At 50.6% G+C, this 18884-nt stretch carries 23 protein-coding genes; 5 read left to right on the top strand and 18 right to left on the bottom strand.

Going from position 1 to position 18884, the window contains the following annotated elements; genetic code table 11:
* Positions 1-26: 26 nt before the first annotated feature.
* The 3 genes from BLX24_RS32700 to BLX24_RS32705 form a co-directional block, all read right to left on the bottom strand.
* Positions 27-167: a hypothetical protein gene (locus BLX24_RS32700; protein ID WP_177225838.1), complete on the bottom strand. Its 141-nt coding sequence runs from the start codon at positions 165-167 to the stop codon at positions 27-29.
* Positions 168-560: 393 nt separating this feature from the next.
* Positions 561-1703: a multinuclear nonheme iron-dependent oxidase gene (locus tag BLX24_RS13860; protein WP_083421972.1), complete on the bottom strand. Its 1143-nt coding sequence runs from the start codon at positions 1701-1703 to the stop codon at positions 561-563.
* A gap of 12 nt (positions 1704-1715) precedes the next feature.
* Positions 1716-1874 carry a chryseobasin-related MNIO class RiPP peptide gene (locus tag BLX24_RS32705; RefSeq protein WP_177225839.1) on the bottom strand — a complete coding sequence of 53 codons (159 nt, stop codon included), beginning with the start codon at positions 1872-1874 and terminating at the stop codon, positions 1716-1718.
* Between the two features lie 169 nt (positions 1875-2043).
* Here BLX24_RS32705 and BLX24_RS13865 point away from each other — a divergent pair, with 169 nt between their 5' ends.
* Positions 2044-2976: a M20/M25/M40 family metallo-hydrolase gene (locus tag BLX24_RS13865; protein WP_071503750.1), complete on the top strand. Its 933-nt coding sequence runs from the start codon at positions 2044-2046 to the stop codon at positions 2974-2976.
* An 85-nt stretch (positions 2977-3061) separates the two neighbouring features.
* Here the strand turns inward: BLX24_RS13865 and BLX24_RS13870 are convergent, their stop codons facing one another.
* From BLX24_RS13870 to BLX24_RS13880, 3 genes are all read right to left on the bottom strand, one after another.
* The gene (locus tag BLX24_RS13870) at positions 3062-3637 is read right to left on the bottom strand and encodes a hypothetical protein (RefSeq protein WP_071503751.1); all 576 of its coding nucleotides are present in this window, start codon (positions 3635-3637) and stop codon (positions 3062-3064) included.
* A gap of 130 nt (positions 3638-3767) precedes the next feature.
* Positions 3768-4370 (bottom strand): RNA polymerase sigma factor, encoded by a 603-nt coding sequence (locus BLX24_RS13875; protein ID WP_083421973.1) that lies wholly within the window; start codon positions 4368-4370, stop codon positions 3768-3770.
* Positions 4371-4417: 47 nt separating this feature from the next.
* Positions 4418-6025 (bottom strand): NAD(P)/FAD-dependent oxidoreductase, encoded by a 1608-nt coding sequence (locus tag BLX24_RS13880; RefSeq protein ID WP_071503752.1) that lies wholly within the window; start codon positions 6023-6025, stop codon positions 4418-4420.
* Positions 6026-6150: 125 nt separating this feature from the next.
* Here BLX24_RS13880 and BLX24_RS13885 point away from each other — a divergent pair, with 125 nt between their 5' ends.
* On the top strand, positions 6151-7377 hold the full coding sequence (locus BLX24_RS13885) for an acyl-CoA dehydrogenase family protein (protein ID WP_071503753.1): 1227 nt from the start codon (positions 6151-6153) through the stop codon (positions 7375-7377).
* A gap of 57 nt (positions 7378-7434) precedes the next feature.
* Here the strand turns inward: BLX24_RS13885 and BLX24_RS13890 are convergent, their stop codons facing one another.
* Positions 7435-8400, bottom strand: coding sequence for a helix-turn-helix transcriptional regulator (locus BLX24_RS13890; RefSeq protein ID WP_071503876.1), 966 nt, complete (start codon positions 8398-8400; stop codon positions 7435-7437).
* A gap of 150 nt (positions 8401-8550) precedes the next feature.
* Between BLX24_RS13890 and BLX24_RS13895 the strand changes: the two genes are divergently transcribed.
* Both BLX24_RS13895 and BLX24_RS13900 read left to right on the top strand, forming a co-directional pair.
* Positions 8551-9135 carry an RNA polymerase sigma factor gene (locus BLX24_RS13895; protein ID WP_071503754.1) on the top strand — a complete coding sequence of 195 codons (585 nt, stop codon included), beginning with the start codon at positions 8551-8553 and terminating at the stop codon, positions 9133-9135.
* Positions 9136-9247: 112 nt separating this feature from the next.
* A complete protein-coding gene (locus BLX24_RS13900; protein WP_177225840.1) occupies positions 9248-9829 on the top strand; it encodes a tetratricopeptide repeat protein in 582 nt (193 codons plus the stop codon).
* On the opposite strand, the gene BLX24_RS13905 is transcribed toward BLX24_RS13900, so the two are convergent.
* The 10 genes from BLX24_RS13905 to BLX24_RS33895 all read right to left on the bottom strand — a co-directional run bounded on the left by BLX24_RS13905 (position 9792) and on the right by BLX24_RS33895 (position 14487).
* The gene (locus BLX24_RS13905; protein ID WP_071503756.1) at positions 9792-12518 is read right to left on the bottom strand and encodes a CHAT domain-containing tetratricopeptide repeat protein; all 2727 of its coding nucleotides are present in this window, start codon (positions 12516-12518) and stop codon (positions 9792-9794) included. The two genes, BLX24_RS13900 and BLX24_RS13905, sit on opposite strands and share 38 nt — an antisense overlap.
* 394 nt (positions 12519-12912) lie before the next feature.
* Positions 12913-13047: a hypothetical protein gene (locus BLX24_RS33855; protein ID WP_262482983.1), complete on the bottom strand. Its 135-nt coding sequence runs from the start codon at positions 13045-13047 to the stop codon at positions 12913-12915.
* Positions 13048-13093: 46 nt separating this feature from the next.
* Entirely contained in the window at positions 13094-13228 is a 135-nt protein-coding gene (locus tag BLX24_RS33860; RefSeq protein WP_262482984.1) for a hypothetical protein, read from the bottom strand.
* Between the two features lie 46 nt (positions 13229-13274).
* A complete protein-coding gene (locus BLX24_RS33865; protein WP_262482984.1) occupies positions 13275-13409 on the bottom strand; it encodes a hypothetical protein in 135 nt (44 codons plus the stop codon).
* A gap of 46 nt (positions 13410-13455) precedes the next feature.
* Entirely contained in the window at positions 13456-13590 is a 135-nt protein-coding gene (locus BLX24_RS33870; RefSeq protein ID WP_262482984.1) for a hypothetical protein, read from the bottom strand.
* Positions 13591-13636: 46 nt separating this feature from the next.
* The gene (locus tag BLX24_RS33875) at positions 13637-13771 is read right to left on the bottom strand and encodes a hypothetical protein (RefSeq protein WP_262482983.1); all 135 of its coding nucleotides are present in this window, start codon (positions 13769-13771) and stop codon (positions 13637-13639) included.
* A gap of 44 nt (positions 13772-13815) precedes the next feature.
* The gene (locus BLX24_RS33880) at positions 13816-13950 is read right to left on the bottom strand and encodes a hypothetical protein (protein WP_262482985.1); all 135 of its coding nucleotides are present in this window, start codon (positions 13948-13950) and stop codon (positions 13816-13818) included.
* Between the two features lie 44 nt (positions 13951-13994).
* Positions 13995-14129 carry a hypothetical protein gene (locus BLX24_RS33885; protein WP_262482985.1) on the bottom strand — a complete coding sequence of 45 codons (135 nt, stop codon included), beginning with the start codon at positions 14127-14129 and terminating at the stop codon, positions 13995-13997.
* Between the two features lie 44 nt (positions 14130-14173).
* Positions 14174-14308 (bottom strand): hypothetical protein, encoded by a 135-nt coding sequence (locus BLX24_RS33890; protein ID WP_262482985.1) that lies wholly within the window; start codon positions 14306-14308, stop codon positions 14174-14176.
* A 44-nt stretch (positions 14309-14352) separates the two neighbouring features.
* Positions 14353-14487: a hypothetical protein gene (locus BLX24_RS33895; RefSeq protein ID WP_262482986.1), complete on the bottom strand. Its 135-nt coding sequence runs from the start codon at positions 14485-14487 to the stop codon at positions 14353-14355.
* 306 nt (positions 14488-14793) lie between these two features.
* On the opposite strand from BLX24_RS33895, the gene BLX24_RS13910 reads away from it, so the two are divergent.
* Positions 14794-17235 (top strand): hypothetical protein, encoded by a 2442-nt coding sequence (locus BLX24_RS13910; protein ID WP_143092668.1) that lies wholly within the window; start codon positions 14794-14796, stop codon positions 17233-17235.
* On the opposite strand, the gene BLX24_RS13915 is transcribed toward BLX24_RS13910, so the two are convergent.
* Complete coding sequence (locus tag BLX24_RS13915) at positions 17227-18720, bottom strand: helix-turn-helix domain-containing protein (protein ID WP_071503758.1); 1494 nt, start codon at positions 18718-18720, stop codon at positions 17227-17229. The genes BLX24_RS13910 and BLX24_RS13915 overlap by 9 nt on opposite strands.
* Positions 18721-18884: the final 164 nt, after the last annotated feature.

The following is an 18884-nucleotide window of genomic DNA, read 5'->3' on the forward strand; positions in this document are numbered from 1 at the left end:
GCATAAGGTGTAGAAATAGCCGAAAGCTACCGGTCGTCTTTTGTTTTATCGCGTGTAAGTTCGTGCAACCCTTTTAGGTCAACCGAGAACGGGTCGTAAACAACCGGCGCTCTTTTAGGGGGCCAGTCGCCTTTTCCGTCGAGCGTGTCGTTTATTGCCTTTTTCATGCGCTTCCGGTCTTTCAGCCATTCGTAGTGGCATTTGTAGCCGTCTTCGTCATGCAGGGTATATATGGGTATGATTTTGGCGTCATACTCCTGCTGAGCGCGAAGCCTTCCGCGCTTGCGGATACGTTTACCCGCCTCAATATCAATCAGGAGTTGATCTATATGCGAAAAAAAGGTTCTGCTTTGTAGGGGAAGCTACTCTTGCCCTGTGGGTAGCAGCCCATTTTTAGTTAACCCCAAACTTCAGTTTGGGGACACAGCGTAAGGTCCCGTAACCGGCCAGGCCTGACTATTCATATTGCCCTGAAGCAGTAGGTTCCTGCTCTGATACGAAAGCAAGGCCGGTTTCAGGGGGCTGTTCACCAGTGTCTCCAGGCTAAAGCATGTAGTTAGTTACTGTAGTCCTGAAAACCCATTCGTCCACTTCTGCGCGATCCGCAGGGCGGTTTCGAGCATGGCGGGTTGCCAGCGCTCAGTACCCCAGTCGCTGTGGGCAAGGGGCGAGGCGGCGAGTTGCTGACGGGCTTCATGGGCGCTACCGGCGGTTTCCAGAATGGTAGTGAGGTGCTGCTGCTGCCAGGCGAGGGTCTCGTCTTCGAGGGGCTGAGCGGGCAGCTCCACCGGCGTTTCCGGCCTGAACGCAGGTGCCGGACCCTGGACCGATGCCTTTGGATGCGCCGCTACGCTGTTGGCTATGCGCGTGAAATCGGCCTGGTACTGTAGTCGGGCAGCATCGGTAACCAGGCCGCGGCCAAGCTGTTCGAGGACTACGTATTTCAGGTTCGGGCATTGGTCGATGGCCACCGGTAACCAGTCGAACAACAGGCCCGGTACCGCTTCGTCGTGGGTGTCGCGGCGGATAATCCGCCCCGGCTCGCTTATGGAATCCTCCCAGCTACCACCCGACAGGTGGATTTCGCGTATGCGGTCGAGCGGATACAAGGCCAGCAGCTCACGCCAGTCAACGCCGAAATTATGGCTCTGGCAATAGAGGTTGTGCAGGTCCATAATCAACAGGCCATCGACGGGGGCGAGCAACTGATGCAGGAAATCGCCCTGCCGCTTTACATCATCCAGTGAATAGGCAAGGGCCAGATTCTCAAGGCCAACGGCGCAACCGGCCGCCTGCTGAATGCGATGCAGCCGGTCTTGTCCGATGCGTAGCGTGGTTGTGTTGAGCGGCACGCTCATGGGCGCACCGGCGTGGAAGCTGGCACCGGTCATGAACCCGAAATGCTCCGTTACATGGTCGAAGCGGTAACGGTTGGCACGGTCGGCCAGCTGATTGAGCCACGTCTGTTGCTCCGGCCGCCAGCGCCCGGCAAAAATCGAAAAGAACACGCCGTGGCCGACCAGCCGGTTTGCCTGTCCGTAGGTCAGCAGCAACTCATCGAACCAATCAGGGAGTTCGGTTTGCGCATACAGACTGTCGAACGACCATTCGAGGGCCGCGACCTGTTCTGATGCAAAGAGGGGTAAACCGGCCTGCAATATGTGCATGTCCAGATTGCAGGCCAGTGCCGGATAAATCGCCATAGCGCGTCAGCATTAGCCTAAGCCACAGCCAGGGCAGTCATACGGCATCTTTTTCTCTTTTTCGGCTTTGTCCTTTTTCGGCTTTACAATGTCGAGGTTGCAGGATGCACTGACGGTTGTTACGGCCACCGCTACGGCGATGGTTTGTAGTAAGGTTTTCGGAATTTTCATGCGTCACTAAACAGGGGAATGTATACTGTTCGTGACAATAGAGTACTTTATTGGATAAAGCGTTGGAAAGCAGGGGCTAAATTGTTAGCTGGTTTTATCATTGGCAGTTCTGGCCGGTGTGGTTACCTTTGCGGCCTTGACTTACTACACAAATCATCATTTCTCTCTAATGAAAAATACGCTTTTCGCCGCTTTATTGTTTTGTTCGGCCACTGTTTACGCGCAAACTCCTGAACCAAAGCGGATCATGAAGCATATCACGTTTCTGGCGTCTGACAAGATGAAGGGGCGTGGTACCGGTAGCCCCGAAAATGCAAAGGCCGCCGCCTACGTTGCGAAACAGTTTAAAAAATACGGCCTGGCCCCGCTGGGTACCGATGGTTATTTTCAGTCGTTTACGGCGAAAGTACGGCGGGTGGTGGTACCGGACAGCCTGCGGGAGGCGCGTAATGTGATTGGCTTTCTGGACAATCAGGCCGAATATACGATTGTAATCGGGGCGCATTATGATCACCTCGGCGAGGGGCGGCAGGGTAGTTCGCTGGCAAAGGGTTCGGAAGGGCAGATACATAACGGGGCCGACGACAATGCTTCCGGCGTGGCAGGGTTGCTCGAACTGGCCCGTCACTACACTCAGAATAAGGAGAAAGAACCGTATAACGTGCTGTTTATGGCCTACGGAGCCGAGGAGTTAGGGTTGCAGGGATCGCGTTTTTTCCTCCAAAACCCCACACTGCCGCTGGCGAAGATGAATTTTATGCTGTGTATGGACATGATTGGCCGCTACAATCCGGAGCGTGGTATCGGTATTGGCGGGTATGGTACGGCAGATGCCTGGCCGGCGATCTTTAAAGACGTAACGGCGTCTGTTAAGTTCTTTACCGATCGGGCCGGCAACGGTGGCTCCGACAATGCCGCGTTTTATGCGAAGAAAATTCCGGTCCTGTTTTTCCATACCGGCGGCCATCCGGACTACCATACCCCGACCGACGACGCCGACAAAATCGATGCTAAGGCCGAAACGGCTATTCTGGAGCTGGCCATCCGGCTGATCGACAATGCGATGAAACACCCTAAGCTGGTTTTTACGCCGGTGCAGTAGTACGTATCAAACCAGGAAGGCGCTAAGAAGCTAAGGCCCGCAAAAAAACGTTGTGCTGCTTCGGTTCTTAGCGCCTTCCCGGTTTTCAGGCCGCGATGCGTTCGATAATAACGAACGGTTCTTTGGGGCTTTTTGCCATGTCATCCTCAAGCGGAAGGGCCAGCCCCTGTGAGAGGTAGCCCATGGTATCGATACCACAGCTGTCCAGAAACTGATAGACGCGTGCGGCACTGACCCGCTTCGGCACAATCATGCCGTCTGCCGGATTGGCAATACTGGTAATCCGGAAATCATCGGGCGTGATGATAACACTGTCGTAGCCGCTGCAAACCGCCACCCCGTCGCTGCCCTGAGCGATAATGGAAACGGGATCTGTCGGTGCGTGCCCGAAGGCCAGCGTAAACACCTGCTTTGCTTCCTCGTCGGAAAGCGTGTAGGCCGGACGCAGCAGAGGGGTAATCTGATCGGGCCGGAAATACCAGGGTACCACCAGCCCGTCGATGTAAATATTCAGACCTTCCTGATGGAAAAGCACGCAGCTAAGGGTACCGTATTTCTGATCCAGATCGGGATTAGCAGGGTGGCTGGTGCGTACCCTGACTTTGGGCCAGCGTCCAAAGTCAGCAGTGGTCAGCGCGGATTTATGTTTTAATGTGTTCATGTTGGGGGGGGATCGTTAACAAGGAAAGTTTTTTGCTTAACGATTTTTTGAATCCGGTTGCTAAATAAACTGAGCTACTGGTACTATCCGGATATGTAATTGACTTTATTGACGAAGAAGAGCACTGTACTCAGATAAACTGCCAGTACAGCGCACTGATCACGGCCAGCCAGCTGGTTTTCATCTCGCCGCGCAGGGTTTTCAGCGCCTGATAAATCTGAGAACGGGCAGTTTGGTAATTGACACCGGTGACCTCGCAGATTTGTTCGTAGGTAAGGTCGTTAAAATAGCGCAGATACAGGATCTCGCGTTGCCGGGGCGACAACGAGGCCATGGCCCGCCGGACGCGTTCCCGGAGCTCATTGTCCATGTCGAGTTCGATGAGCCGCTGTTCGGTTGAGGGTTCGACGGGGAAAGGCAGCTCCGGGTCAGTATCCCAACCCGAAGCATACGGAATATCTTTGCGATACCGGGCATTGAGCCGGTTCCGGAGTCCTTTGAGGAGGTAAAAGCGTATGGAAGCCGGCTGCATCAGGGTCTTACGGTATTGCCACAGCTCAGCAAACAAATCCTGAATACAGTCTTCCACCACCGATAAAGAGCCGTTTAGCCGGAGTCCGTAGTTCAGCAGATGCCTGACGTGAGCCTGATAAAGCTCGCGGAACGCGTTTTCATCGCCCCGTTGAAATTGCCGCCAAAGTTGTTGTTCGTCGATGAGCATACGTGCTGCCATATGGGTAAAAAGGCAGGCATATACGATTTATACTTAACATGTATCTGTCAGGACACTTTGTGATAAAGCGAGGCAAGTTGTTCGGCACACCGCTCGCCGTCCATCGCCGCCGACACGATTCCGCCGGCATAGCCGGCCCCTTCGCCGCACGGGAAAAGACGGTGTATCTGCACATGCTCACACGTATCGCGGTGGCGCGGAATCCGTACCGGCGACGATGTCCGGCTTTCGACCCCGATGATCTGGCCCTCGTTGGATAAATAGCCGCGCATTTTCTTGCCGAAATCGCGCAGGCCTTCACGGAGTGGCCGGGCAATGTGGTCGGGTAAGACGTCGCTCATATCCGAACTCAGTAAACCGGGCTGGTAGGAGGTCTGTAACAGACTATCGGATACGCGGCCGTTTACAAAATCGGCAATGCGCTGGGCCGGGGCCACCTGAGATGGACGGGTATCAGAGCCGCCGCCCATCTGCCACGCCCGCTGCTCAACGGCCTGTTGCAGCATCAGACCTGCCAGCGGCCCGTGGTGGGCGTAAGGTTTCAGGTCGGCATCGGTGATGGAAACGACCAGCCCCGAATTGGCAAATTTTGAATCACGGCGGGAAGGAGACATGCCGTTGACAACCAGCTCCCCGGGAGCCGTAGCTGCCGGAACAATAAAACCGCCGGGACACATGCAGAACGAAAACACGCCGCGCTCAACGCCGCCGAAACGGGTTTGGGTGACCAGGCTGTAGGAAGCCGCCGGCAGGTAATCGCCCCGGTCGGCACAGTGGTATTGCAGGGAATCGATAAGCGTTTGCTGGTGTTCGATCCGGACTCCCATCGCAAACGGTTTAGCTTCGATCGTGATGCCTTTGTGGTGCAGCAGGTAAAAAATATCGCGGGCCGAATGGCCGGTTGCCAGAATAACGCCCAAACCGGTAATTTCGCGGGTTGTCCCTTTTTCAAGGTCCGTTGCCACCACACCGCGCATCTCGTCTCCGTCGAGGAGCAGGTCCGTAACTTTGGTGTCAAAAAAAATCTCGCCGCCCGCCTCCAGGATCGTCTGCCGCAAATCCGCCACAACGTTTGGCAGTTTGTTGGTGCCAATATGCGGGTGAGCATCGACCAGAATCTGATCGGTGGCGCCATGGGCGACCAGAATCTCCAGAATCCGCCGGACATCGCCGCGCTTTGTTGCCCGGGTATAGAGCTTACCGTCGGAATAGGTACCGGCCCCGCCTTCCCCAAAACAATAGTTCGACTCGGGGTTGACGGTATGGTCTTTGTTGATGGCGGCCAGATCGCGGCGGCGCTTACGCACATCGCTGCCGCGTTCGATAACGACAGGCCTGATGCCGAAATCGAGCAGGCGCAGGGCCGCAAATAATCCGGCCGGACCCGCACCGACCACAATCGCCTGCGGGGCCTGACGAACATCAGGGTAACTTTTTTGGTAATTAATCAGCGGGGGCGCAACTTCGCCTGTGTAGGCTTCGGCATCTACATGAACGCGTACCTGACGGCCGCGCGCATCGATTGACTGGCGTTTTTTACGGACAATGACCTCGGGCGAATCCGGCAGCCGGAGGTGCGTAAGCGCACAGGCGCGGAAAACCGCCTCATCGAAAGCCTGTTGAGGCTCGAGGGTGAGCGAGAAAGCATGTATCATAGACAAATGTGAGGTAGTTATCCTCAACTTTTTTGGCAAATTTAGGCCATATTCCGCTAACAAGCACCTGCTGTGAGGAGTTCATTACATACATAACCGAACCTTGACACGGTTCCCTATAACCTATGCAACCAGCATCAACACCAACTAACCGGCAACCATCCAGTGCGGCAAAAGCAAATCCGGTTGAAGCGCCGGATTTCTACCAGCTCGATGATCTTTTTTCGGCAGAACACTTATTGGTTCGTTCGTCGATACGTGATTTCGTGCGCCGTGAGATTAGTCCGATTATTGAAGAATGTGCCGAACGGGCAGAATTCCCGACGCAGATCATTAAAAAATTCGGCCAGATTGGTGCCTTCGGGCCAACCATTCCGGTGGAGTACGGCGGCGGCGGCCTCGATTCGATTTCGTATGGTCTGATGATGCAGGAAATTGAGCGGGGCGATTCGGGGATGCGCTCCTGTGTGTCGGTACAGAGCTCGCTGGTCATGTACCCGATCTGGCGTTTCGGTACCGACGAGCAGAAAAAGAAATACCTGCCCGGATTGGCCAGCGGTGAACTGGTCGGTTGTTTCGGGCTGACCGAGCCCGGGCATGGGTCTGATCCGGGCGGCATGGAAACCAGCTTTACCGAAACCAGTTCGGCCTATATCCTGAACGGGGCTAAAATGTGGATCACCAACGCGCCTATTGCCGATATTGCCATTGTCTGGGCCAAAAACGATCAGGGCAAAATCCGTGGCCTGATTGTGGAGCGGGGCATGGAAGGCTTTACCACATCGGAAATCCATAAAAAATGGTCACTTCGGGCCAGTATAACCGGCGAACTGGTGTTTCAGGATGTGCGGGTGCCGAAAGAAAATCTGCTGCCCGAAACATCGGGTCTGAAAAGTCCGCTGCAGTGCCTCGATCAGGCCCGTTACGGTATTGCCTGGGGCGCAGTAGGGGCGGCCATGGATTGTTACGAAACGGCGCGCCGCTATGCGTTAGAGCGGATTCAGTTCAACAAGCCGATTGCGGCGTTTCAGTTATTACAGAAAAAACTGGCCGAAATGCTGACCGATATTACCAAGGCACAACTGGTTTGCTGGCGGCTCGGCGTACTTAAAAACGAAGGCCGCGCTACCACGGCTCAGATTTCAATGGCCAAGCGGGATAATGTGGCGCTGGCGTTGCGGGTTGCCCGTGAGTCACGGCAAATACTGGGCGGCATGGGCATTACCGGCGACTTCCCGATTATGCGTCACCTGATGAACCTGGAATCGGTGGTTACCTACGAAGGGACCCATGATATTCACCTGCTGATCATGGGAGCCGACATTACGGGAATTCCGGCGTTTAAGGGATAGAGGACGGGCATTGTATTGCCGGTGTGATGTAGAGACAAAGCATGCCTTGGCGCTACATCACACCGGCAATACCACCTCGGATTTGAGATAATGGCTGTGCAGGTCTTCGACAATTTCCTGAACAAGGTATTTAAACGAATCAGGGTATTCGATCTGAACGGCATCGCCATAGGAGAGGAGCCACCGAGCAAGGCCTTTGGGCTGGCAGGTCCGGAAACACATGCGGATATACTCACCCTCTTCTTCTTCTGAATGCAGGCCCCAGAAATGTTTGGTTTCATGGACGAAGCGCTTGATCCGCTTGTGGAACAGCAGACTCACTTCATACGTAGCCGGTTGTTCATTTGGCCGGTTCAGGTATTCTTCGAGCGAGAGCCGTTCTTTCCGTGAAAACTGCTCGCCGGTCGGAGTCATGTCCGTTATCCGGTCGACGCGGAAGTCACGGTAGTCATTCCGGAGGCGGCAAAAGGCAATCAGGTGCCAGGCCTGTCCGTAATGGAAGAGGCCGACCGGTTCTACCTCGCGGGTGATTGTCTGATCGGAGTAAAACGAAAAGTAAACAAACCGGAGTACCTGGCGTTGGGAAATAGCCTGCTGGATTTCGGTCAGGAAACCATCGGTATAGGCAGGGGCTGTTTTGGGTTTGTGAACATTGACGGATGCGTCAAGGTCGTCGAGGTGTTCCTGATCAGGTCGTTTAAGGACCGCTTTAATTTTGTACAACGCCGATTCGAAATCCTGCTTAACGGAAGCATCGGCCCATCGTTCGATGAATTTTGCGCCGAAGAGCAACGCACTGGCCTCCGATTTTGTAAACATTACGGGCGGTAATTGGTATCCTTCCAGAAAATACCCGATACCGGCCTCTGCGCCGATCGGAACGCCGGCTTCTTCCAGCGCCCGCACATCCCGATAAACCGTTCTGAGGCTGATATTGAACCGGTTAGCCAGTTCCTGGGCTTTCACAATACGCTTCGTTTGTAAATGAATCAGAATGGCAGTCAGGCGGTCAATGCGGTTCATGAGGTTGTCGTTTTCGGAATACAATTCTACTCAAAAAGGGGCATTATCCATTATTTTAAATTTTTTTTTGAAATCCGTGTTACCTTTTCGTGACGAGCCTTATTAAGGGATAAAAAGAATTAGTTTTCCGCTGTATTCATGCACCATCCGATGACGGATCAGGAATTAGTCAAGGCCATTCGCTCCAAACAGCCCGCTGAAGTGGAGCGAGCCGTGACCTTTTTGTACCGTTACAAAGGATACGTTACAAGTTTCGTACGTTCCGATACTCAACGGGATTTACTTTTATTTGACCAGGCGTTTTGTGATGACTTATTCCAGGAGGTAATCGTTGCGTTTTTAGAGAATGTATGGCGTGGTATGTTTACCCTACAGGACAATGTAGATGTGAAGACATACCTGTGGAAGATAAGCAGACTAAGGTATTTCAGGTTTCGGGAGAGTGAATTACGCCGCATACAGCGTGACAGCCATTACTTTGTTCTGACCGACGATAATCCGCCAGAGGCCGATGCCGCTATAATCGACCGTGAGCAGGAACGAGTTTTTAAATGGGCTATGAGCCGACTCGACAGAGATGGTCAGGAGTTTATACGAATGTACCATTATGAAAAGCGGACCCATCGGGAGATTGGGGAGATTCTTGGCATCTCGGAGGTAGCAGCCAAACAGCGTTATTATCGTTATCGTTTACAATTGGCAGAATTGCTGAAAGCATATGAATTACCCGGTTGAGTTACTTGAAAAAATAGATCGTTATCTGGACGGTCATCTGTCCGAGGACGAATGTCGTACCATTGAGCTCCGAATGATCGAAGACAATGGGTTTCGGGATCTTGTTCACGCCATGAAACAAACAAAAGTCCACATCGAAGAGGCTGAGCTGGCGCAATTGGCCCGGCAGGTCGTAAAACGCCTGGATTTCGAACAGGTTGAAACTGACAAAACAACGGTTCCTATGCGCCGGATCGGTCTTGGCAACCGATTCTGGATGAAGACAGCCTCCATTGCGGCCGTTGTTTTGTTAGTAAACGGGGCTTTCCTGACATTGAATACGGTTGATCTGGCCAACGCAGACATTAGCCCGAAAGTGCATCGGCTGGCTCTGGAAACCACTCCGGACGGGCTGCGGCCCGAGGAGCGTACGGCGCTCAATAATTTTATTCTTGCCAATGAACTGTTTGTCAACGGTGATTATGAAGCAGCTATCCCTTATTATAAACAGACTGCAAATGCCAACGTCAGTGATTATTTAAAGGAATGTACGTGGTGGAATCTATCGCACGCTTATCTGAAACTGGGAAAAGTTGAAGAGGCAAAGCACTATTTCAATATGTATAACAATCTGGCCAAACCACACTTTCAAAGCAGTTTTATGAGTCAGTTACGATTTAAGGCACAACTCGTGTGGGCTGATCTTTTTTCTTAACTGTAAACCAGCCGACCATCAACACTGCCGAAACCAGCGCACCCAGCAGCGGCCAATAGTTTTGGGATGTAGCACTCTTAAACGGCTGACTACCCCCAAAGACAATGACACCTGCCCAGAAAAACGGATGCCGTCCCGACTGATGCGCTTCATCTGACCGAAGAAAGTCTAATTTTGCTTCCCGCAGGGTTTCCCGAATGGGTTGTTTGTCCGACAACTTACGGTAAAAAGCATTTCCCAACCGCGCCTGTACCGAATCGTTTAATGGAAACAAGGAACAGGTAACCGCTTTGGCCCCTGCCCAGGTAAATGCGCGGCCAAGCGTTTGAATACCATCACCTGCCAAAGCTTCACCCCGTTCGGTTTCACAGGCAGACAAAACCACTAACCGGCTTTGGCGCATATCAGTGTGCTGAATTTCGGATGGATACAGCAGATAATCAGGTTCACCGGGCCAGAAGGCCAGGGCCGTTTCGCCGGCTTCCGGTACGGTATGTGTTACGCAGACAATCAGGTTGGAGCCGGGAGCTCGTTCCAGAAATTCCTTTTTGGTCGCGTCTTCGTTTTGCAGCGCGTCGCCGCCGAAAATATCAATTTCGCGGCGTGAGGCCGGGAGCGTGCGTAATACGGGGCCGCCGCGTCGCCCGGCCATGATATGGCCCGAGTCGGTGAAAGGAGCAATAACAAGCGGCCGGACAGAAATATGCTTCTCTGGCAACTCATTGGTATACAGCGCAAACAGGTTGAATAGATAGCCAATGTTATAGCGCTCAATCAGGAATTCGCCGGCTTTCGCTTCCAATGCCTCAAAAGGAATCATCAGTTCGGGAGGCGGCAGAATAGTCAGAATAGTTGACCCGGCCAACATGTCGTCTTCCAGGGGCTTAAGCAGGTAAGTATACAATTGACGGGCAAAAGTCGAATTATACGTACCGACAACCCCGGGGTCCCGGCTGATCTCTGTCTTGAACTGCCCGACAAGGTTGATCAGCTTATTCCGTTCGACGGGGACGAACCGGAGCATCGCTTTTTTTCGGGAACACCCAAGCAATAAAAGCCCTTTGGGCAATAATACCTGACTAAGTACGCTTTCCGTGGGGGCTATCTTTTGCTGTAGTGAAGTAATTGACCGTTCATTCAGCTCGCGCCGTGCACTGGCATATTGTGGAAACTGCCGTTCGGTTTGTGCCTGGAAATGGACGAGCCGTGATTCCAGTGCCTGAATTTTACCGGAAATCTGCTGTTGAGCATAAGGATCACGGTCCTTCTCGCGCAGGAGTATCAGTAAACTTAACTGCTTTTTGATAGACAGCAGTTGGTTAAATGTTGCTTTAGGCAGATAATAACGGGCAAGTTGCTGTTCTGTCTGGGCATCGGTCAGCAGTGCATTTCGGGATAACTCAAGGAGGTCAAGTGCCCGCTGACAATATTCTTCGCTCTGTGCTGCCTGCTGCGACAGTTCGTAGCAGAGCATAAAGGCCGGTTCAAGTAGTTCGGCCGTAAACGTACTCAAAAAGTTTTTTGATTCCGACAAGGACGTTGACCGTCGTAATGAAGCGGTAATCCGGATCGCTTTTTCGTAATTAGATAAAGCCATTTTACTATTTTCGAACCGCAGGAATTTGTCCTGCATTGGCATCGCCAATAGCAAGTGAGCTTCATTGAGTAAAGCCTTAAGGTAGGCCTGAGGCAGATGAGGCGTTAAGCCCGACGGGTCTGTGTTTTTCAGTCCGTACGCCTCTCGGATCGCTAAAGCCGCCATCCGTTCTGCATCGGCCCAGAGTTTCTGTTGTTTATAAATTTCACTTAGCCGGCAGTATGCTTCAACGCGTTGATGAGACAAAACCGGGTTCAGCTTTTTTGAATAGGCAATCAGTTGCTTGCTTGCCGCCATAGCTGCCGGCAGCTGTTTTTTTTGCCAGTGCAATTCAGAAAAGTTTTCAAGCAGCCGGACTTCCAGGTCTATATCCGGCTTTCCTCCGGACTCCTTACGGGATAAATCGTATAATTGTCCGGCCTTCCGGGTGCTTTCTTCGGCCAGGCCGATTCGTTGCTGCCGCAACTGACTTTCTGCAAGATTACAATAGACAATTGCCTGATAGAGAGGATAACCTTTATAGACGTCAACTGCTTTCAGGAAAAATGAGTCTGCCACGGCAAAATTTTTAATTTCCCGGTAGCATTTGCCAAGTGTATTATGCAGACCCGCAATCTGTAAACTAGTATCAAACTTTTTTGATTTCGGTATGATTTGAAGAGCTTGTCTGCTTAAATTGATGGCTTCGGCATAGGCCATTAACTGGTAATTTAAGTAAGCATAATTTATATAATAATCCTGGACATAAATAGGGATTTGTTTGTAAAGATTATTGTGCTTTTCCAGTAATTCAGCAACTTGTTTAAAATAATACTGGGCCGAGTCGAGTTGCCATCCGAACTGGTGGCAGATACCAAGACCAGAAAGAATCCCGAACTTGGCAGCTACGGTTTTGTTAGGCATTAGCTGGTAGTAGTGCCACGAACGACGGGTCATTTCCAGACTATTGTCATACTGTGCCATGTCAGTATAGCTGGCGGCCACATTGGTGCAGACCAAAGCAGCCAGATCATAGGCTTTTATCCGTTCACATTCTTCCAGTAACTGGTTGTTGAGGCGTCTGTATTCGGCATGCTGTAGCTTTGCATACAATTTGTCTGCAGTGCTTATACCTTGCCTGATCCGGAGACGGGCAAGGGTAATATCCTGCTGTGCGTAACTAACGCCCGAAAAAAAGAATATCAGTACTAGTAAAAAAAAACATCTAAATAGCGCAGTCATACACCCTCACCATCTCTTCCTTTACAAATAAGCCATAACCGTTAAAACAAAGTTATGGCTTATTTGTAGTAAACAGATCATCTTTGGTGTACATAATTTTGGGTATATTAAAATCCGCTATGGCTCAGAGACCAGAAACATTGCCGTTTCCGGCAATCAGTGGCGGCTGAAGAGGTTTTGACGACTGGTAGGCAAAGCGCTTGCAGCCAGTGAGGAATGGCCTCAGGGTATTTGTAAAGGTGTTAAGTGGTATGATACCAATGTATTAGCGGGGGCGTCCGCCGCCCAGATGATTGGTGTCGCCTACGGATTCGACCGTAACCGGATCGACAGAAGTTTGTGATTGTTCGCAAGCCGAAACGGCAGTGACGATGAGGAGGATGATGGCTAATTTTTTCATGATTTGACTGTGTTTAAACGCGATAGAAAAGAGAAGAGAAGGGAGATTAGCGGGGGCGTCCGCCACCCAGATGATTGGTGTCGCCTACGGATTCGACCGTAACCGGATCGACAGATGTTTGTGATTGCTCGCAAGCCGAAACGGCAGCGACGATGAGGAGGAGGATGGCTAATTTTTTCATGATTTGACTGTGTTTAAACGCGATAGAAAAGAGAAGAGAAAGGAGATTAGCGGGGGCGTCCGCCACCCAGATGATTGGTGTCGCCTACGGATTCGACCGTAACCGGATCGACAGATGTTTGTGATTGCTCGCAAGCCGAAACGGCAGCGACGATGAGGAGGAGGATGGCTAATTTTTTCATGATTTGACTGTGTTTAAACGCGATAGAAAAGAGAAGAGAAAGGAGATTAGCGGGGGCGTCCGCCACCCAGATGATTGGTGTCGCCTACGGATTCGACCGTAACCGGATCGACAGATGTTTGTGATTGCTCGCAAGCCGAAACGGCAGCGACGATGAGGAGGAGGATGGCTAATTTTTTCATGATTTGACTGTGTTTAAACGCGATAGAAAAGAGAAGAGAAAGGAGATTAGCGGGGGCGTCCGCCACCCAGATGGTTGGTATCACCTACGGATTCGACCGTAACCGGATCAACAGATGTTTGTGATTGTTCGCAGGCCGAAACGGCAGTGACGATGAGGAGGATGATGGCTAATTTTTTCATGATTTGACTGCTTTTGAATATGATAGAGAAAAGAAAATACATGATTAGCGGGGGCGTCCGCCACCCAGGTGGTTGGTGTCGCCATACGCTTCGTTTGTAACCGGATCGACAGATGTTGACGTTTGTTCGCAAGCCGAAATGGCAGTGACGATGAGTAGGATGATGGCTAATTTTTTCATGATTTGACTGCTTTTGAATATGATAGAGAAAAGAAAATACATGATTAGCGGGGGCGTCCGCCACCCAGGTGGTTGGTGTCGCCATACGCTTCGTTTGTAACCGGATCGACAGATGTTGACGTTTGTTCGCAAGCCGAAATGGCAGTGACGATGAGTAGGATGATGGCTAATTTTTTCATGATTTGACTGCTTTTGAATATGATAGAGAAAAGAAAATACATGATTAGCGGGGGCGTCCGCCACCCAGGTGGTTGGTGTCGCCATACGCTTCGTTTGTAACCGGATCGACAGATGTTGACGTTTGTTCGCAAGCCGAAATGGCAGTGACGATGAGTAGGATGATGGCTAATTTTTTCATGATTTGACTGCTTTTGAATATGATAGAGAAAAGAAAATACATGATTAGCGGGGGCGTCCGCCGCCTAAGTGGTTCGTATCGCCATACGCTTCGTTTGTAACTGGATCGACAGCAGTTTGCGTTTGTTCGCAAGCCGAAGCTGCAGCAACTAAGAACAGGAGCACAAGGAATTTTTTCATGGCTTTTTATTGGTTTTCTGGTTTTATATCAGATCATACAGGGCATATATTTTTATTTATTTTTATACTGCCCGTCAGAATTCTTATGCAAGTTTACAGGGTCTGATTAGCTTAATTTTTTCCAAAAACTTCCAATAATCCCTATCTTGCATTTTAGCTACAGACAGTGGTTTCTTTCAGCATTATTGTATGCCAATTTCTGGTACTCAAAAGCAGCCAAAGCAATCAGGAAAAACAGAGCAAAGTTTGAATGAAGAAACTTTGGAGGAACGCTTGACACGTGTGCGAAAACTGCTGGAAAATTGCTTGCTTCCAGAGGAGACCAGTGAAGTATATAATCTCCATACACTGCGTTTTCAGTTTGCAGAGGGGCTGCGTATTTTTCAGGAAATGTCCCGCAATCCGCATACGCACAAGCGGGATAGCTGGACAACGATCCGCGATAATCTGGCTACGCCGGACTATGTGCATGATGGTTTTTCGACTACCTATTTAAATGAGGTGATCCGGATCAAAGGCGATCCTCAGCCTGACCGGAAATATATCCGTTCCAAACAGATTACCCTGGCCCTCTACTTTATCAGTCATTACGCGGCTCTGTGCCGGTTCGATATTCGATCCGACCGGGGCATGTTGCTTTTCTACAACGGGGAAGATGTTATTCACCGGTGTGAGCTGCCGAAAGATGGAAAACGGTATTACCTGCTCTATTTCTGGCGTCAGCAGAATGAGAATGATCAGGAGCCGGTTGGGTATGCGCTGCTGACTCGTGAGGGTGCGGATTGGGAAGAAACAAAACTGACTTTCAGCGACCCGCTCTATTTAAACGCCGTTTTTACCGCAACCGAAAGCCAGTTATCAACCAATCAGGTATACATTCAGATGCGGAACGGGAATGATGGTGCAGACGTTGCCGAAACCGCCCGTGCGACCAGCTATCTGCAATTATCGTTGAATGTCTTTCATGATCAGCAACTGATCATTCTGGGAATTCTTAGCGGCAGTCAGCGCCGGACTGGTGACGCAATGGCCGGGGTGGTAGCGTTGATCCGTTTTGAGACCTATGCCGAAGCCATGCTTGAGCTGGATGCTTATAGCCGCTCTTTGAAACAGCCGCCTGTCGAAATTCAGTACTTTCTGGCTCATCAGCGCCTTGAAATTGCTTCGGGCGACTTTCAGTCACTGGCGGAGTTACCAAGAGCTCGTGAAGTTCGCCGGTTACAGCATCTGGCCGGCAAATACCAGACCTACTTTGTTCATCCTGATCGGGCAAAGCACCAGATCATGCGCTATAATCTGGAGATCAAGTTGTCCGGTGAGGTGGTTTGTCTGTATGGCGATCCGGACAATGAAAGTGTCATGACCGGTATCGTACGATATACCGATGAGGTGGTGTGGCTTGAACTGGATTTTCTGCCTGCCATTCAGGCATACCGTGTCCGGTATCTGCTTTATACCAAATCAGAAAAATTTAATCACCGGAAATGCTTACTGGGGATTCATACCGGCTTAAATAAAGGACTGACCATACCCAATACCGGCCGGCTGATTCTGGAAGAAAATCCAAAACCAGTGGTCGGAGCCATGTCAGTCAGTGAGTTTTACCGGAATCATTATTTCGCTGATCATTATCGGTTTCTGATGGGTAATCATGAAGTCGAACTAAACAGGGCACTGACTGATGCGTTCCTGAGAGAAATTCCGGTTGAGGCAGAGGAACCCGTCGTCGACCAGGGCATTGCCAGATTTAAAGGCTATTATGATTGTTATGTGTGTGACCGGCATGGAGAAGAAGATATCTATAAAATTTACCGGTATGTGCTGCATATTCAGCCGGACGGGCAGCTGACCCTTGCGCGGGCCAATGAACAGTTTAATGGCAGGGCAGCGTTACACCAGCAGACAAGTTATCTTCAGATTCATCTGGAACCAAGTGAACGTAGCGGATCATTGGGAACCCTGCTTTTTTCGCTGAACTTCGGATCATCTAAAATAAGACGGCGAACCGATATTCAGCACTTGTTCGGAGTAATGGCCAAGCTGAATAACCGCCGGACGGAGGCAATGGCGGTTATTTTACATCGTGCCGACGATGAAACATACCGGCATCTGGATATTAGTACCGTGCAGGAGGAATTTGTCCGGCATCTGGATGAAAATTACCGTGATGATAGTGATGAGTTCGGATTTGATTACTACGATCAGAAACTGCTGGGTGGCTTAAGTTTTCTGATGGGGCAGATGTACCGGCTGATCAGGTTACCCCGCACGCCTAACCGGGTATTCCGGCCGCGGAAAGACGAATGCCGGCGGGTAAATTTTTATGCGGCCTGTTTTTTGATGAATCAGCTGAAAGGGCAATTCAGAAAAGAAATTCAGAAAAAGAAGCAATTCGACAGCCCGCAACAATTGTATCAGATCCGGGAACAGATATCCCGGATCAAAGAGTATCTGAAAGAAGCCTGCCGGCATGGCTTCGCTGCTGAACGATTTGCCGGATATGCGGTTCATTCACCTGAACAGAAAAAAGAATTCCGTAGTGAATTAGTACGGTTACATATACCGGCAAAACAACTGGAAGAGCTTGAAAAAGAACTGATCGGACTACTTGAAGACAGAAAACTGCTCATCAATACTGTTAGAAAATGGCGGGAGATGCTGGTCCCGGAGGAGTTCGCCCATGATGTGTCCGGTATTGCCGAACTCGCCGAAGTCCTTTGGCCTTATATCCGGCCAATACTAGCCTAACTTTGCCACCACTTGTTTCATCGCTTCCATCTGGCGTTTTTTCTGTAAAATGACCGGCGCGGCCACACGCTCCCGACAATCAAAAATGCCACAGCGCTCGCAGGCTTCATTGACAACACGATGCGAAAGGGTGGGGTCATTCAGGAACTTAACTTTTGACCGCAAGGTATCATTAACGGCAAAACACATAGACACGCTCATATTCTGGCGGGCGGCCCCGGGCTGAAGCCGTAGCTGATAGGGATGGGCTACTGATATAATAAGATACGCCTGTCCGGAATCGGCATAGGTAGATACCTGCGCCCGGCACAAGGCTCCGTCAAACTGTTTCTGCTGTTGCGTTGCCGAAAGCTCTTCCAGAATCGTAAGCGCAACCCAGCGACGGCAGAAATGCCCGTCGACAATACCACGCGGACCCTGTGAACGGGACAAATGCATTTCCTTGGTCAGATGAAAATTGGTTTGCCCGGCGGTATGATTGAAACGGTAGAAAAACAACTGATCAATACCAAAATATTTAGGCAGTACATTGCTGAGCCGGTAAAAGAAACGTTCCGGAGTGGATCTGAAATCCTGAATGAGTTTCAGAAACAGGTCCTCATGCCAGACCGGGCTTGAGAATAAGGCATTCAGGCGCTCGACGAGCTTGTCGCGCCGGATCAGAATCGCTCCCGCAAAATAGGATGCCTTATAATTATTCAGGATTTGCTCGAAGGAGTCTGCTTCAACATACGAGTAGGTCTGAGGCCGGTTTTTAAGCCCGAGATACAAAAAGCCGATTTCACGGGCCAGCACAAACAGACGCTGCTCGACAGAAAGGTTTTCGTTCAGGTGAAGCGTTTTGGTTTCAGGGCGATATACCGAACGCAGCGACGATAGCTCTGGCAGACTAGCCGGATCAAAAGTCTGGATTTTAACCTCATACCGCGTTTTAAACAGATTGATCAGCAACGCTTCGGATACGCCCGTACCGGCTGCGTCAAATTCGGTCAGAAACCGATCCGCATCGGCTTCAATATCTTCAAAATGATTATCGTGCAGCTCCTGATAGGAACGCAGCATGGCTAAGTAAAGGCGTTCAACACTCATGTTGTAGCTGAGCGCAATATCCATGAATGTACGGATCATGGCGCTGACCTTAGCCGGTGCTTCAGCCAGTAGTTCCAGTAAATCGGCAGGGTCAATGCCAAATAACTCCAGCGGAATTTCGGTCAGGAACTTTGATTTCAGTAAATCTGAAATCGGTTCGAGCTTTTTACTGAGTTTCAGCGATACCATGCTATCGTAATCGACCTGCATAGCATTCGCAAGGGCGGCAATTTTATCCGCTTTCGGATATTTGCGCCCTTTCTCAATTTCCGTAATATATGAAATCGACAAGCCGGCTTTCTGCGCCAGCTCACTGACGGAAATGCCTTTGTCGATGCGCAGCTGACGAAGCTTTAAGCCAAATAATAGTCGAATATGATCGGTGGGAAGGCTCACAGAATCATGATTAAAGTTGTCATACCAGTATCTGGTATGACAAAGATACACATCTATATCGCTACTTTTTGTACATCTTTAACCACAGCCGTGGAAAATGTCTGCTAATCAGAGCTGTGGCGGGCATTTATTCTGCCATAAAACACACGGAAACTGAAAAGCGA

This window comes from Arsenicibacter rosenii, from assembly GCF_001870735.1.
Taxonomy (GTDB): Bacteria; Bacteroidota; Bacteroidia; order Cytophagales; family Spirosomataceae; genus Arsenicibacter; species Arsenicibacter rosenii.

Excerpts from the sequence above, each read along its gene's own strand:
- BLX24_RS33855 (WP_262482983.1), bottom strand. The coding sequence starts at position 13,047 with ATGAAAAAATTAGCCATCATCCTCCTCATCGTCACTGCCGTTTCGGCT.
- BLX24_RS33880 (WP_262482985.1), bottom strand. The coding sequence starts at position 13,950 with ATGAAAAAATTAGCCATCATCCTACTCATCGTCACTGCCATTTCGGCT.
- BLX24_RS13885 (WP_071503753.1), top strand. The coding sequence starts at position 6,151 with ATGCAACCAGCATCAACACCAACTAACCGGCAACCATCCAGTGCGGCA.
- BLX24_RS13875 (WP_083421973.1), bottom strand. The coding sequence starts at position 4,370 with ATGGCAGCACGTATGCTCATCGACGAACAACAACTTTGGCGGCAATTT.
- BLX24_RS13890 (WP_071503876.1), bottom strand. The coding sequence starts at position 8,400 with ATGAACCGCATTGACCGCCTGACTGCCATTCTGATTCATTTACAAACG.
- BLX24_RS33895 (WP_262482986.1), bottom strand. The coding sequence starts at position 14,487 with ATGAAAAAATTCCTTGTGCTCCTGTTCTTAGTTGCTGCAGCTTCGGCT.
- BLX24_RS33890 (WP_262482985.1), bottom strand. The coding sequence starts at position 14,308 with ATGAAAAAATTAGCCATCATCCTACTCATCGTCACTGCCATTTCGGCT.
- BLX24_RS33885 (WP_262482985.1), bottom strand. The coding sequence starts at position 14,129 with ATGAAAAAATTAGCCATCATCCTACTCATCGTCACTGCCATTTCGGCT.
- BLX24_RS13860 (WP_083421972.1), bottom strand. The coding sequence starts at position 1,703 with ATGGCGATTTATCCGGCACTGGCCTGCAATCTGGACATGCACATATTG.
- BLX24_RS13870 (WP_071503751.1), bottom strand. The coding sequence starts at position 3,637 with ATGAACACATTAAAACATAAATCCGCGCTGACCACTGCTGACTTTGGA.
- BLX24_RS13895 (WP_071503754.1), top strand. The coding sequence starts at position 8,551 with ATGACGGATCAGGAATTAGTCAAGGCCATTCGCTCCAAACAGCCCGCT.
- BLX24_RS13900 (WP_177225840.1), top strand. The coding sequence starts at position 9,248 with ATGAAACAAACAAAAGTCCACATCGAAGAGGCTGAGCTGGCGCAATTG.
- BLX24_RS33875 (WP_262482983.1), bottom strand. The coding sequence starts at position 13,771 with ATGAAAAAATTAGCCATCATCCTCCTCATCGTCACTGCCGTTTCGGCC.
- BLX24_RS33865 (WP_262482984.1), bottom strand. The coding sequence starts at position 13,409 with ATGAAAAAATTAGCCATCCTCCTCCTCATCGTCGCTGCCGTTTCGGCT.
- BLX24_RS13880 (WP_071503752.1), bottom strand. The coding sequence starts at position 6,025 with ATGATACATGCTTTCTCGCTCACCCTCGAGCCTCAACAGGCTTTCGAT.
- BLX24_RS13865 (WP_071503750.1), top strand. The coding sequence starts at position 2,044 with ATGAAAAATACGCTTTTCGCCGCTTTATTGTTTTGTTCGGCCACTGTT.
- BLX24_RS32705 (WP_177225839.1), bottom strand. The coding sequence starts at position 1,874 with ATGAAAATTCCGAAAACCTTACTACAAACCATCGCCGTAGCGGTGGCC.
- BLX24_RS32700 (WP_177225838.1), bottom strand. The coding sequence starts at position 167 with ATGAAAAAGGCAATAAACGACACGCTCGACGGAAAAGGCGACTGGCCC.
- BLX24_RS33860 (WP_262482984.1), bottom strand. The coding sequence starts at position 13,228 with ATGAAAAAATTAGCCATCCTCCTCCTCATCGTCGCTGCCGTTTCGGCT.
- BLX24_RS33870 (WP_262482984.1), bottom strand. The coding sequence starts at position 13,590 with ATGAAAAAATTAGCCATCCTCCTCCTCATCGTCGCTGCCGTTTCGGCT.